Here is a 13,394-nt window from a genome sequence, read left to right as displayed (position 1 = left end):
GGGTGTCGGGGGTGACGGCGGATCAGGAGAGTTCGGCGAGGCGGGCGCGCAGCGGATCGAGCCCCATCGGGCCGAGCCGCAGGGCGCGGTCGTGGAACCGCTTGCGGTCGAACCCCGCGCCCTCGCGCCGTTCGACCTCCCGGCGGGCCTGCTGCCAGAGCCGCGCCCCGACCTTGAAGGCCAACGCCTGCGCCGGCCAGCCCAGGTACCGGTCGACCTCGAACCGCGCCGTCGCCGGGTCCAGCCCGGCGACGCGGACCAGGAAGTCCACGGCCAGTCCGGGGGTCCACCGGCGGGCGTCGGTGACGCCGTTCCCGGGCGGGATCGGCACGTCCAGGTGCAGGCCGAGGTCGATGACCACCCGGGCGGCCCGCCACATCTGCCCGTCGAGCATGCCGAGCCGCTCGGCGGGGCCCGCGTAGAGGCCCAGTTCGTCGGCGAGGCGTTCGGCGTAGTGCGCCCAGCCCTCGGCGTACCCGTGCACCTGGCACAGCGACCGCTGCCACGGGTGCAGCTCGGCGGTGGTGAGGGTGATCGCGTGCTGGAGGTGGTGCCCGGGCAGCCCCTCGTGGCAGAGCGTCCCGACGTGCCGCCACACCGGCACCGTCGACTCGCCGGGGGGCGTCGACCACCAGATCCCGCCCGGCCGCGTCAACCCGGCGTCGGGCGGGGTGTAGTACATGACGCCGGAGGCGGCGGGGCTGAGCCGGCACACCACCTGGCGGGTGGCGGCCGGGATGTCGAAGTGCGGGCCGTCGAGGGCGTCGGTGAGCTGTTCGGTGCGCTCGCGCAGCCACCGCTCCAGGTCGGGCCCGACCGGCACCCGGCCGGCGGGGTCGGCGTCCAGCGCGGCCCGCGCCGCCGCCACGTCCGGGTGGCCCAGCTCGGCGGCGACCGCCCGCTGCTCGGCGGCGGTGCGGGCCAGCTCCGCCCAGCCGTACGCGTACAGCTCGTCCAGGTCGACGGTCGCCCCGAGGAAGCTGCGCGCGGTGACGGCGTACAGGTCGCGGCCGACGCCGTCGACGTCGGTGGCCCGGGGCGCCAGCTCGGTGCGCAGGAACGCGGCGAAGTCCGCCGTCGCGGCGGCGGCCGACCGCGCCCCGGCGGCCAGCTCCCCGGCCAGCGGCCCGCCCGGGTGACCGGCCACCAGCCGGCCGTAGAAGTCGTCGGCGGTGACCCAGGCGGTGCACTGGTCGGCGACCGCCAGCACCTGCCGGCGGGCGACCAGGTGCCCGCGCCGCGCCGACCAGCGCAGCGTCTCGGCGTACTGGCCGAGGGCCGTGGGCACCCGGCGCAGGTGCGCGGCGACGACGGCCCAGTCCTCGTCGGTGGCGCGCGGCAGGTTGTCGAAGACCTGCCGGACCAGGTGCACCGGCGTCGCCAGCGGGGCGAGCAGCCGGGTGGTGAAGCCCGCGTCGTAGAGGTCGACCTCGCTGGCCAGCCGGTCGCGCAGCGCGCCCGCGAGGGCCCGCTGCGCCGTGCCGTCGGCGCGGGCACCGGCCGCCGCGGCGGCGGTGCCACGGGCCAGCTCCGCGCGGGCGGCGAAGCCGTCGGGGGAGAGGTCCGCGAAGTGCGATCCGGGGGTACGGCCGGCAGCCTCGGCGGCCTCCGGGTCCAGCTCGGCGAGCGCGTCGAGGTACCCGTCGGCGACCTCGGTGATGGTCGTCATCGGGCGAAGCCCAGGCGGCCGTGGTCGTCGCGGTACCCGACGCCGCCCTTGAGCACCGTGTGCAGGGTGCGCAGCGCGGACACCGAGCGGGTGGGATCGTCGCGCAGGACCAGCAGGTCGGCGTGCTTGCCCACCTCGACGCTGCCGAGCGTGTCGGCCTGGCCCAGCCACTGGGCGGGGCGGATGGTGGCGGACTTCAGCGCGTCGGCGACGGGCATCCCGGCGTCCACCATGAACTCCAGCTCACGCACGGTCGCGGTCGTCTCGTCGTAGCCGGCGTGCGGCGGCATGTCGCTGCCCAGGGCGATCGGCACCCCGTTGCGGATGGCGTGCTGCAGGCTCTCCCAGTGCCGGGGCCCGGCGCCCAGGGCGCGGTCCATCAGCCAGCCCGGTACGCCCGCGTCGCGGAAGAACTGCTCGCAGCGGCTGACCACGATGGTCGGGACATACCAGACACCCCGGTCGGCCATCAGCCGGGTCACCTCGTCGGTCAGCTCGTAGCCGTGCTCGACGCAGTCCAGCCCGAGTTCCACGGCACGGCGCACCGACTCGGCAGGCCCGGCGTGCGCGGTGACCTTGCGCCCCCAGTCGTGCGCCACCCGGATCACCGCCGCCAGCTCGTCGTCGAGCAGCTGGGGGGTGTCGATCGACTCGAACTCGCCGGCGATGCCGCCGGAGATGCACACCTTGATCAGGTCGGCGCCGGCCCGGATCTGCTGCCGGGTGAGCCGGCGGAACCCGTCCGCCCCGTCGGCCTCCAGGGCGTCGGCCTCCCAGCCGTGCCCGCCGGTGCAGCAGAGGGCGTGCCCGGCGGTGAAGATCCGCGGACCGTCCACCGCGCCGCGCTCGATGCCCTTGCGCAGGGCGAAGTCGGCGTACCGGCTCTCGCCGACGAGCCGGGCGGTGGTGACGCCGGAGTGCAGGGTCCGCCGCGCCGAGTCGGCCATCAGCAGCACCAGCTCGGCGAGGTTGGAGCGGTGCACCTCGTCGCCGAAGTGGCCGGGCAGGCCGAGCGAGAGGTGCACGTGCATGTTGGTCAGGCCGGGCATGACGTGGTCGCCGTGCAGGTCGACCACCCGGGCGCCGCCGGCCTCGGCGAGGACGTCGTCGACCGGGCCGACCGCGCGGATCGTGCCGTCGGCGCCGACCCAGATGCCCTGGTCGCGCTGGAGGTCGTCCCGGACGCCGTCGTAGAGCGCGAGGTTGACCAGGACCTGTTCGGTGGGGATGTGCATGCGGAGTCCTCTACGCGGCAGGCGCGGTGGTCGGCGCCACCGTCGGGTCGTTGAGCCAGCAGGCGGCGCTGCGGCCGCCGAGGTCGAGCGTGGGCGGCTGCTCGCCGCACGGCGCGAACGCGTGCGGGCAGCGCGGCCGGAACCGGCACCCGGTCGGCGCGTGCGCCGGGTCGGGCACCTCGCCGGCGAGCGTCCTGGGCAGCTGCGGGTGCGGGCCGATCTGCGGCACCGCGTCGATCAGCGCCTGGCTGTACGGGTGCCGGGGCGAGCGCCACAGCTGGCGGGTGGGCGCGGTCTCCACGATCCGGCCCAGGTACATCACCGCCGTGACGTCGGCGATCTCGTGCACCAGGGACAGGTCGTGCGAGATGAACAGCATGCCCATGTCCAGGTCCCGGACCAGCCCGACGAGCAGGTTGACCACCTGCGCCTGGGACGAGGCGTCCAGCGCGGTGACCGGCTCGTCCGCGATGATCATCCGGGGCTCCGGCGCGAGGGCCCGCGCGATGGCGAGCCGCTGCCGCTGGCCGCCGGAGAACTGGTGCGGGTACCGCTCCGCGGCCCCGGCCGGCATGCCGACCCGCTCCAGCAGGTCGGCGACCCTCGCCCGGCGGGCGGCGCCGGTCACCGTGTCCGGCACCCCGTCGAGGAGCTGGGCGCCGATGGTGCGCCGGGGGTTCAGCGACGCGTACGGGTTCTGGAAGACCATCTGGAGCCCCACCTGCGGCACCGGCCGGCGCCGCCAGCCGAGCGGGGTGACCGGGCGGCCGGCGAACCGGATCGCCCCGGCGCTCGGCGCGGCCAGCCCGACCGCCACCCGGGCCAGCGACGACTTGCCGCAGCCGGACTCGCCGACCAGGCCGACGATCTGGCCGGGCGCCACCTCGAGGCTCACCCCGGCCACGGCCCGCACCGGCCCCCGGCCGCGCGCCTTGTACTCGACCTCGACGTCGCTGATCTCGAGCAGGTTGCCCGAGCCGACGGGCTCGTTCATGCCGCCACCTCCAGGTGCGGACGGACCACGCAGGCCACCGACCGGTCGGCGCCGGCGGGGGCGAGCGGGGGCGGCGCGCTGCCGCAGGACGGCTCGGCGTACCCGCACCGGGGTTGGAACGGACATCCGGGCGGCGCCTGCCCCGGCGCCGGCGGCCCGCCCGGGATGGGGCGCAGCGTGCCGACGGCCTGGGTGCCGTGCGGGCGGGCGCCGAGCAGCGCCGCCGTGTACGGGTGCCGCGGCGCGGTGAGCAGCGCCCCGGTGGGACCGGTCTCCACCACCCGCCCGGCGTAGAAGACGTACCCGCGGGTGGTGAGGGCGCTGAGCACGCCGAGGTCGTGGGTGATGAAGGCGACGGCCAGCCCGGTCTCGGCGCGCAACTGGTCCAGCAGCGCCAGGATGCCGGCCTGCACCGTCACGTCGAGCGCGGTGGTGGGCTCGTCGGCGATCAGCAGCCGGGGGCGGGCGGCGAGGGCGATCGCGATGGCCGCCCGCTGCCGCATGCCGCCGGAGAACTGGTGCGGGTACGCCCGCACCGCCCGCTGCGGGTCGGGGATGCGGACCTGCTCGAGCAGCTCCACCGCCCGCCGGCCGGCCGCCCGCCGGTCCAGGCCCAGGTGGACCTGCATGTGTTCGGTGAGCTGCCGGCCGATCGTGAGCATCGGGTGCAGTGCGGCGGTGGGGTCCTGGAAGACCATCGCGATGCCGGCGCCGCGTACCTTCTGCCAGCGCTTCGTGTCCAGGCCGAGCAGTTCGGTGCCGGCGAAGCGGGCCGACCCGGTGACCTTGGCGCCGGCGGGCAGCAGCCCGAGCAGGGTCTGCGCGGTGAGGCTCTTGCCGCACCCGCTCTCCCCGGCGATGCCGACCATCTCGCCCTCGTCGACGGTGAACGACACGTCGTGCAGGATCGGCAGCGGCCCGGTGGGGCCGGGCAGGGTGACGGCCAGGGAGTCGACCTCGAGCAGGGGTGCCATTTCTCAACGTCCCTTCGCGTAGCGGGGGTCGATCCGGTCGCGCAGCGCGTCGCCGAGCACGTTGAAGGCCATCACCACGGTGAGGATGGCCAGACCGGGGAAGACGCTGACCCACCACATGGAGAGGTCCTGCGAGCCGAGCGCCACCATCGAGCCCCACTCGGCGGCCGGCGGGCGGGGGCCGAGGCCGAGGAAGGACAGCGCGGAGAGCAGCAGCACGGCGTTGCCCAGTTCGAGGGTGGCCAGCACGATCGCCGGACCCACGCTGTTGGGCAGGACGTCGCGGCGCAGCGCGCGCATCGGCCCGATGCCGAGCAGCCGGGCGGCGCTGAGGTAGTCCTCGCCGCGCATGGTCAGCACGGCGCTGCGGATGACCCGGGCGTAGACCGGCCAGGAGACGATGACCAGCGCGAGGACGGCGTTGCGGGTGCTGGGGCCGAACGCGGCCGTGACGGCCATCGCCAGAATGATCTGCGGGAACGCGAAGACCAGGTCCGTCAGGCGCATCAGCGCCTCGTCGACGAACCGGCCCACGTAGCCGGCGACCAGGCCGAGCAGGCCGCCGATCAGCAGGGCGAGCGAGACGATGGCGAGCGCGAGGGGGATCGACAGGCGGGAGCCGTGGATCACCCGGCTGAACACGTCCCGGCCGAGGGAGTCGGTGCCGAACCAGTGCGTGCCGGACGGCGGCGCGTAGGCGTCGGGGCTCTGCGCCAGCGGGTCGAACGGCGCGACGAGCGGGGCGAGGAGCGCCGCCAGCAGCCACCCGCCGAGGATGACCAGGGCCACCACGGCGATCGGCTGGCGCCAGATGGGCCGCGCCGTCGAACGTCCCCGCAGCCGGCCGCCCAGGAAGCGGCGCCGGGTCAGCGCGGCCGTCGCCTTGGGGTCGGGCGCCACGGGATCGGGTGCGAGTGCGGTCATGACAGGCGGATCCTCGGGTCGATGAGCCCGTACAGCAGGTCGACGGTGAGGTTGACCAGCGTGTAGACCAGCGCCACGAACAGGCTGACGCCGAGGATCGCGGGCAGGTCCAGCGCCGTCGCGCTGCGGTACGCGTACTGGCCGAGGCCCGGCCAGCCGAAGATGTTCTCCACCAGCACCGTGCCGGAGAGCAGCGAGGCGAAGGCCAGCCCGGAGACGGTGATCACCGGGACCAGGCCGGCCCGCAGCAGGTGCCGGCGGAACACCACCCGGGCGGGCAGGCCCTTGGCGTACGCGGCCCGGATGTAGTCCTGCTGGAGCACCTCCAGCATGGACGAGCGGACGAACCGGACGAGCATCGCCACGGTCAGGCTGGTCAGCACGAGCACCGGCAGGATCAGGTGCTGGGCGGCGTCCCAGGCGACGTCCCACTGGCCGGCGAGGGCGGCGTCGACCGTGTACATGCCGGTCACCGTCGGCGGCGGGCTGAAGTCGGTCGAGAGTCGTCCGCCGCTGGGCGCCAGGCCGAGCTGGTAGAAGAAGACGTAGAGCACGACGAGCGACAGCCAGAACGGCGGGGTGGAGAGGCCGAGCAGCGCGCCGACGCGGATCAGCTGGTCGGTGACCCGACCGTTGCGTACGGCGGCGAGCATGCCGATCCCGGTGCCGATGAGCAGCGCCAGCACCATGGTGGGGATGGCCAGTTCCATGGTCGCCGGCACGTACTGGAACAGGTCGTCGGCCACGGTGCGGCCGGTCTGCTGGGAGATGCCGAGGTCACCCGTCAGCAGGTTGCCCAGGTACTGGAAGTACTGCACGTACAGCGGCTGGTCCAGGCCCCACTTCTCGCGGAACGCCGCGACCGTCGCGGGGTCGTTGAGCGCCTGGTCGGAGAGGTTGGCCGTGACCGGGTCGCCGGGTACCACGGTGACCAGGCCGAACGTCACGATCGTGACGCCCAGCAGCAGGCCGGCGGTGATGGCCACCCGCTTGAGCAGGAAGACCAGCAGTGCCCGGTGCGGCCGGGGCCGGGACACGGTCGTGGTGACCGTGCCCGGCTCGGCGTCGTCGACTGTCGTCGTCATGGAGTGACTACCCCCGGCCCACCGCGGCGAGGTCGACCTGCCAACCGGCGGCGGTGTAGTCCGTGCCGGTCAGGTCGCTGCTCGCCACCACGGTGGAGGAGTTGCTGGCCAGGACGACGTACGGCGAGGCGGCGTTCATCGCCCGCTGCCACTCCTGCATGGCGGCGGCCCGGGCGGCCAGGTCGAGGGTCTCGGTGACCTTCTTGCCGGCGGCCACGACGGCCGGGTCGGCCCGCTCCACCGTCCAGCCCGAGCGCAGCGCGGTGGCCTGGCCGGGGGACATGTTGTTGATCAGCGAGTCGGCGACCGGGTAGTTCAGGCTCTGCGGGGTGAACCCGAGGGCCATCTTGCCCGTACGCATCTCGTCGAGGAAGGTGGTCAGCGGCTGCGGGGTCAGCTCCAGCTTGATGCCGGCCTCGGCGGCGTCGCCCTGCACCTTCGTCGCCACCGTGCCCAGGTCGACCCCCTTGTAGGTGATGGCCGGGTAGTTGAACTTGACCGTGGGGTTGGTCAGCCCCGCCTCGGTGAGCAACGCCTTGGCCTTCGCCACGTCACGCTTCGACTGCTCCCCGGCGGGCAGCGCGCCCGGGTAGGCCGGGGCCACCAGGCCGGCGCCGGGGGCGGCGCCCTTGCCGTACAGCCCGGCGATGCCCTCGTAGTCGATGGCGGCCCGCAGCGCCTGGTTGAACTTCGCGTTCGAGCTCACCGGGGAGACGGCCGGGTCGGCGTTGAGGAAGAGGAAGTAGACGGTGTCCTGCATGGCGGAGGTCTTCAGGCTGCCCGGCAGCCCTTCCAGCAGCTTGCCGGAGATGTCCAGCGCGATCTCGGAGCCGCCGGCCCGCTGCATGGTCAGCTTCTGGGTCTGCACGTCCATGTTGCGCAGCACGACGCGGCTGAACTCGGGCTTGTCACCCCAGTAGTTGGGGTTGGCCTCCAGCACCACCTGCGCCGACGGGTCGTACGACTTGAGCACGTACGGGCCGCTGCCGACGGAGTTCGTGTCGAGGTACTGCTGCGCGGTGTCGCTCTTGGCGGCGTCGGCGGCGTCGGTCGCGCCGTGCTCCTTGGCGACCTTGGAGTTGACCACGCCGGTGGAGGGCATCGCGAGCACCACGGGGATGTTCGGGTCGGCGGTCGCCGAGGTGACCACCACGGTCCGCTCGTCGGTCTTGGCGAACGTGAGGCCGCTGACCATGACGGCCGGGCTGGCCTTGACGTTCTTCAGCCTGTTGAGGGAGAAGACCACGTCGTCGGCGGTCAGCGCGGTGCCGTCGGAGAACTTCACGCCCTCGCGCAGCTTGAAGGTGAAGGTCTTGGCGTCGGGCGACGCCTCGAACGACTCGGCCAGCGCCGGGACCGGCTTGCTCACGTCCGAGCCCTTGAAGGTCAGCAGGGTGTCGTAGAGCGAGTGCACGGCGGTGAGGCCGGTCGCCTCGTAGATCCGGCCGGGATCGAGGGTCTTGAGGACGAACGAGGTGTTGACGGTGAGGGTCTTGGCCGAACCGCCGTCACCGTTTCCTCCGCTGCCGCCCGCGCTGCACGCGGTGCTGGAGGCTATGGCCAGCGCCGCCAGAGCGATCGCTCCGACGCGGAGCCGGCGAGGGGACACCGACATGCTGTTCCTACCTTCGTATGGGCCGGCCCGCGCGGGACGGGCTCTGGGGGCTGTCACACCCGGTGACGTCGGTGACGCCGCGGCCGGGCCGTTGGTGCAACCGTGGCGGCTTCGCGGGTCTGCGCCGTTGTGCCGTCATGGGGTTGGATGTACCCGGACGGGACTCGTGTCCGGTTCGTGCCTCAACGCCGTTTGTCTAGTAGCGCCGAACACGTTCACCTTGTGTTTGACCACCCTAGACAGCGGCGTATAGTCACGTCAAACATTTCTAGCCACACTGTTTTGGAACGAGGAAAGACGCATGCTCGGTGACCAGCTCCGCGACCTGCGCCAGCAGCACTCCTTCACGCTGCGCCAGCTCGCGGCGGCGGCCGACGTGTCGCCCGCCCTGCTCAGCCAGATCGAGAACGGCGCCACGGACCCCAGCCTGGCCACCCTGCGTAAGCTCGCCAAGGTCTTCGACACCTCCATCGCGGCGCTGTTCTCCGAGCCGGACGCCCCGCTGGTGCACATCAGCCGGCCCGGCTCGCGGTCCCGGCTCGCCGCGCCTCCCGGGCAGATCGCCTACGACCGGCTCACGCCGGGACGGGGCGACCTGGAGGTGCTCGAAGCCGAGCTGGCCCCCGGCGACGCCAGCTCCACCGAGCCGTGGGCGCACCCCTCCACCGAGTGCGCGATCGCCGTCACCGGCGAGGTGGTGGCCGAGATCGGCGGCGAGAACTACGTGCTGAAGACCGGCGAGGCGATCACCTTCGACTCCCGGCTGCCCCACCTCTACCGCAACGCCAGCGACCAGCGGGCCCGGCTCATCATCGCGGTCACCCCGCCGACCCCCTGACCCACCCGGCACGTCACCCGGCCCGCGTACGCGCACGTGGGCGGTACGACGCCGCCCGTCGAAAGGACCCGCAGTGGACCGTGACAGCGTCGACTGGTTCGGCTACCTCCCGGCCGTCACCACCCCGTTCACCGCCACGGGCGAGCTGGACCTCGCCGCCTGGCGCGGGCAACTGGACTGGCTCGCCGCCGAGCGGCTGCACGGGGTGATCGTCGGCGGCACCACGGGCGAGTGGTTCAGTCTCAGCGAACAGGAACGGGCCGAGCTGTTCCGGACGGCCGCCGAGCAGGTCGGCGACCGGCTCACCGTGCTCGGCGGCTGCAACGCGTACACGCCGGCGGAGGCCATCCGGCACGCCGAGGCCGCCCGGGCCGCCGGCCTGCACGGCATCCTGCTCACCCCGCCGCCGTACGTGGTGCCCACCCGCGCCGAGGTCGTGGCGTTCTACCGGGCCGTTTCCGAGGCCGTCGACATCCCGCTCTGCGTCTACAACTGGCCGCGCGGCACCGGCGTCGACCTGGACGCCGACCTGCTGCTGGAGCTGAGCGCGCTGGACACCGTGGTGGCGGTCAAGAACTCCACGCCGGACTTCGGCGGCTTCGTCCGGAGCCTGGTGGCCCTGCGGCACCGGGTGCGCTACTTCGGCATCCCCACCAACGAGGTGGGCATCGAGCTGATGACCACGATCGGCGGCGACGGGCTGATGGGCGCCGGCGCCGTGCTCGGCGCCGACCACCCCGACTTCTTCCGCGCGCTGCGCGCCGGGGACCTCGACCGGGCCCGGGTCCTCGGCGCCCGCGACCGCGTGATCATGGAGGACTGGTTCGGGCCCGACTACGGCGCCCGGTTCGGCAACGCGCAGGCGATCATGAAGTACGCGCTCACCCTGCGCGGCGTGCCGGCCGGCCACGTCCGTGCGCCCCTGCTCCCGCTGACCCCCGCCGAACAGGACCGCGTCCGGGCCACCATGACCCAGCTCGACCTGCTCCCGTGACTGCGTACGACACGGCGGTCGTCGGCGGCGGCCTGCTCGGCTGCGCGACCGCCTGGCACCTGGCCCGCGCCGGCAACCGCGTCCTGCTCGTCGAGAAGGACCAGGTCAACCGGCACGCCTCCGGGCAGAACGCGGGCAGCCTGCACTTCCAGCTGGAGTTCCGGATGGTCGAGCACGGCGACGACGCGGCCCGCGCGGCGGCCCGCGCGCTGCCGCTGCACCTGGACGCCGTGCGGGCCTGGGCGAGCATCGAGGACGAGCTCGGCGAGCGGTGCGGGGTGTCCCGCACCGGCGGGCTGATGCTCGCCGAGACCCCGGCGGAGATCGCCGTGCTGGACCGCAAGGCGGCCCTCGAACGCGAGTACGGCCTCGACGTCGCCGTGCTCTCCGGCCCGGAGCTGCACCGGTTCGCGCCGTACCTGGCGGACACCGTGCTCGCCGCCGGCCACGTGCCCGGCGAGGGCAAGGCCAACCCCCGGCTGGTCACCCCGGCGCTGGCCCGGGCCGCCGGCCGCCACGGCGCCGTGCTGCGCACCGGCTGCCGGGTCACCGGGCTGCACCGGCGCGGCCGGCACTGGGAACTGCGCACCGGGTCCGGCCCGGGGGGCACCGCCGGGGAGACCCACCTGGCCGACACGGTCGTGCTCGCCGGCGGCGTCTGGACCGCCGAGCTGGCCGCGATGGCCGACGTCCGGCTGCCGGTCTTCCCGGTCGGGCTGACGATGAGCGCGACCGCCCGCAGCCGGCCGTTCCTGCCGCACCTGATCCAGCACGTCGGCCGGCGGCTGTCGATGAAGCAGACCGAGGACGGCAACGTGCTGATCGGCGGCGGCTGGCCGGCCAAGCTGGTCAGCCGCGCCGGACAGGTCGACCTGGAGACCAACCCGGAGCTGCGCTACGAGTCGCTGGTCGGCAACGCCGACGCCGCCCGGGTGGTCCCGGCGGTGTGGGACCTGCCGGTGATCCGGACGTGGACGGGCATGACCACGCTCACCCCGGACCACCTGCCGCTGCTCGGCGCGGTGCCGCGCCGGCCGGGGCTGTACGTCGCCACCGGCGGCTCGGCCTTCACCCTCGGCCTCACCTACGCCCGGCTCCTCGCCGCCATGGTCGTCACCGGCGGGCCCGACCGTGCGATCGAGGACTACTCACCCGCCCGCTTCGGAGCGCTGAACTTTGTCTGAGCACCGCCCGCCGCAGCCCGCCGAGGCGCCGAGGCGCACCGCGATGGGCCGGCCCGCGCCGGTCACCATCGAGGTGGACGGGCGGCCGGTGCCCGCCCACCCGGGCGAGTCCCTGGCCACCGCGCTGCTGGCCGCCGGGGAGCGGGCCGTCGGCGCCACGCGCGGCGGCGCCCGTCGGGGGCCCTACTGCAACATGGGGATCTGCTTCGAGTGCGTCGTCACCGTGGACGACGTGCCCTGCCAGCGTTCCTGCCTGGTCCGGGTACGCGCCGGCATGCGGGTCCGCACGGCGGTGCCCCGGTGAGCGCGCCCGACGTGGTGGTGGTCGGCGCCGGTCCGGCCGGGCTGTCCGCCGCCGCCACCCTCGGCCGGTACGGCGCCGCCGTCACCGTCGTCGACGAGCAGGAGCAGCCGGGCGGGCAGATCTACCGCCGGCCGCCGGCCGGGTTCACCCCGCCGGCCGCGCCGTCCTCCGCCGGTCGGGCGCTGCTCGCCGAGGCCACCGCCGCTCCCGGCGTCCGGTGGCTCGCCGACACCACGGTGTGGGGCGTCCTCGGCACCCGCGCCGGCCTCGACGGGTACGCGGGCGGGCAGCCCCCGCCGGGGCGCTACCGGGTCGCCACGCACGGCCCGGCCGGGGTCCGCCTGCTCGAACCCCGGGCGGTGCTGCTCACCGCCGGCGCGTACGACCTGCCGGTGCCGTTTCCCGGCTGGACCCTGCCGGGAGTGCTCACGGCGGGCGGTGTGCAGACGTTCGTCAAGGCGCAGGGCCTGTTGCCGGGCGGCCGGTTCGTGCTGGCCGGGGGTCACCCGCTGCTGCTGGTGGTGGCCGCCCAGCTGGTGCGCGCCGGTGCCCGGGTGGTCGAGGTCGCGCTGGTCCAGCGCCGCCGCGACCTGCTGCCCGGTCCGGCCGGGCTGGCCGCCGTGGCGGGCGCGGGCGGCAAGATCGCCGAGGGCGTCGGGGCGCTGCGCGTGCTGCGCCGGGCGGGGGTGCCGGTCCGGTTCGCCACGGTCGTCCGCCGTGCCGACGGCGACCCGGACCTGAGCGCGGTGACCCTCGCCGAGGTCGGCCCCACGGGGCAGCCGGTGCCCGGGACCGACCGGGACGTGCCCTGCGACGTGCTGGCGCTGGGCTACGGCTTCGTGCCCTCCGTCGAGCTGGCCCGGCAGGCCGGCTGCGCGGTGACCTGGGACTCGCCCGCGGGCGGCTGGGTGGTCGGGCACGACGAGTGGTTGCGCACCTCGGTGCCCCGGATCGCGGTGGCCGGCGAGTTGACCGGCGTCGCGGGTGCCGAGCAGGCGGAGGCCGAGGGCCGGCTGGCCGCCCTGGGCGTGCTGCGCGACCTGGGGCTGCTCGACGAGCGTCGGGCCACCGCGCTGGCCGACCCGGTGCGCCGGGAACTGCGCCGCCGACGACGTTTCGTCAGCCGGGTGCTCGACCGCTTCGCGCCGGACCGGGCGGCCCTGGGCAGCCTGGTCACGGACGACACCGTGCTCTGCCGCTGCGAGGAGGTGCGGGCCGGTGACGTGCGCCGGGCGCTGGCGGCCAACCCGCACCTGGGTACCGCGAACGCGGTCAAGCTGGTGACCCGCGCCGGGATGGGCCTGTGCCAGGGCCGGTCCTGCCAGCCGGGCCTCTGCCAGTTCATCTGCACGCTGACCGGCCGGGCGCCGGAGGAGGTCGGGGCGTTCACCGCGCAGGCGCCGGTCAAGCCCGTCCCCCTGCGCGCCCTCGCGGTCGGCGACGCACCGCCCGACGCGCCCTGACCGACGATCCGGCGATGTCGACGCTGTTGCGCAACGCCTTCGACGGATGCCGGCCCCGGCGGTCCGGGCCACCGAGGTCCCGATGCCGCGCACCAGCCCCGCGCCCGCGATCCCG

At 74.6% G+C, this 13,394-nt stretch carries 12 protein-coding genes; 5 read left to right on the top strand and 7 right to left on the bottom strand.

All coding sequences use genetic code 11. The annotated features are described in order from the left end of the window. Positions 1-22: 22 nt before the first annotated feature. From RM555_RS21930 to RM555_RS21900, 7 genes are read right to left on the bottom strand one after another with little or no spacing between them, the layout of a single operon-like run. Positions 23-1,669 carry a DUF885 domain-containing protein gene (locus RM555_RS21930; protein ID WP_311413500.1) on the bottom strand — a complete coding sequence of 549 codons (1,647 nt, stop codon included), beginning with the start codon at positions 1,667-1,669 and terminating at the stop codon, positions 23-25. After that, on the bottom strand, positions 1,666-2,904 hold the full coding sequence (locus tag RM555_RS21925) for an amidohydrolase family protein (protein WP_311413499.1): 1,239 nt from the start codon (positions 2,902-2,904) through the stop codon (positions 1,666-1,668). The genes RM555_RS21930 and RM555_RS21925 overlap by 4 nt, the downstream gene beginning before the upstream one ends. Before the next feature lie 10 nt (positions 2,905-2,914). Beyond that, on the bottom strand, positions 2,915-3,898 hold the full coding sequence (locus RM555_RS21920; protein WP_311413498.1) for an ABC transporter ATP-binding protein: 984 nt from the start codon (positions 3,896-3,898) through the stop codon (positions 2,915-2,917). Further along, the gene (locus RM555_RS21915) at positions 3,895-4,872 is read right to left on the bottom strand and encodes an ABC transporter ATP-binding protein (RefSeq protein ID WP_311413497.1); all 978 of its coding nucleotides are present in this window, start codon (positions 4,870-4,872) and stop codon (positions 3,895-3,897) included. Before RM555_RS21915 ends, RM555_RS21920 begins: the two co-directional genes overlap by 4 nt. A gap of 3 nt (positions 4,873-4,875) precedes the next feature. Continuing rightward, the gene (locus RM555_RS21910; RefSeq protein WP_151456999.1) at positions 4,876-5,796 is read right to left on the bottom strand and encodes an ABC transporter permease; all 921 of its coding nucleotides are present in this window, start codon (positions 5,794-5,796) and stop codon (positions 4,876-4,878) included. Beyond that, positions 5,793-6,881 (bottom strand): ABC transporter permease, encoded by a 1,089-nt coding sequence (locus tag RM555_RS21905; protein ID WP_311413496.1) that lies wholly within the window; start codon positions 6,879-6,881, stop codon positions 5,793-5,795. The genes RM555_RS21910 and RM555_RS21905 overlap by 4 nt, the downstream gene beginning before the upstream one ends. Positions 6,882-6,888: 7 nt before the next feature. Continuing rightward, entirely contained in the window at positions 6,889-8,496 is a 1,608-nt protein-coding gene (locus tag RM555_RS21900) for an ABC transporter substrate-binding protein (RefSeq protein ID WP_311413495.1), read from the bottom strand. 301 nt (positions 8,497-8,797) lie between these two features. On the opposite strand from RM555_RS21900, the gene RM555_RS21895 reads away from it, so the two are divergent. The 5 genes from RM555_RS21895 to RM555_RS21875 all read left to right on the top strand — a co-directional run bounded on the left by RM555_RS21895 (position 8,798) and on the right by RM555_RS21875 (position 13,279). Further along, on the top strand, positions 8,798-9,334 hold the full coding sequence (locus tag RM555_RS21895) for a helix-turn-helix domain-containing protein (RefSeq protein WP_132239617.1): 537 nt from the start codon (positions 8,798-8,800) through the stop codon (positions 9,332-9,334). A 73-nt stretch (positions 9,335-9,407) separates the two neighbouring features. Continuing rightward, on the top strand, positions 9,408-10,328 hold the full coding sequence (locus RM555_RS21890) for a dihydrodipicolinate synthase family protein (RefSeq protein WP_311413494.1): 921 nt from the start codon (positions 9,408-9,410) through the stop codon (positions 10,326-10,328). Next, the gene (locus RM555_RS21885) at positions 10,325-11,512 is read left to right on the top strand and encodes an NAD(P)/FAD-dependent oxidoreductase (protein ID WP_311413493.1); all 1,188 of its coding nucleotides are present in this window, start codon (positions 10,325-10,327) and stop codon (positions 11,510-11,512) included. Before RM555_RS21890 ends, RM555_RS21885 begins: the two co-directional genes overlap by 4 nt. Beyond that, the gene (locus RM555_RS21880) at positions 11,505-11,816 is read left to right on the top strand and encodes a (2Fe-2S)-binding protein (protein ID WP_311413492.1); all 312 of its coding nucleotides are present in this window, start codon (positions 11,505-11,507) and stop codon (positions 11,814-11,816) included. The genes RM555_RS21885 and RM555_RS21880 overlap by 8 nt, the downstream gene beginning before the upstream one ends. Further along, a complete protein-coding gene (locus RM555_RS21875) occupies positions 11,813-13,279 on the top strand; it encodes an NAD(P)/FAD-dependent oxidoreductase (RefSeq protein WP_311413491.1) in 1,467 nt (488 codons plus the stop codon). Before RM555_RS21880 ends, RM555_RS21875 begins: the two co-directional genes overlap by 4 nt. The last annotated feature ends 115 nt before the right edge of the window (positions 13,280-13,394 follow it).

It is taken from the genome of Micromonospora reichwaldensis, from assembly GCF_031845925.1.
Lineage (GTDB): Bacteria > Actinomycetota > Actinomycetes > Mycobacteriales > Micromonosporaceae > Micromonospora > Micromonospora reichwaldensis.
Note: the sequence above shows the minus strand (reverse complement) of the source record. Positions and strands in the feature narration are given on the sequence as shown.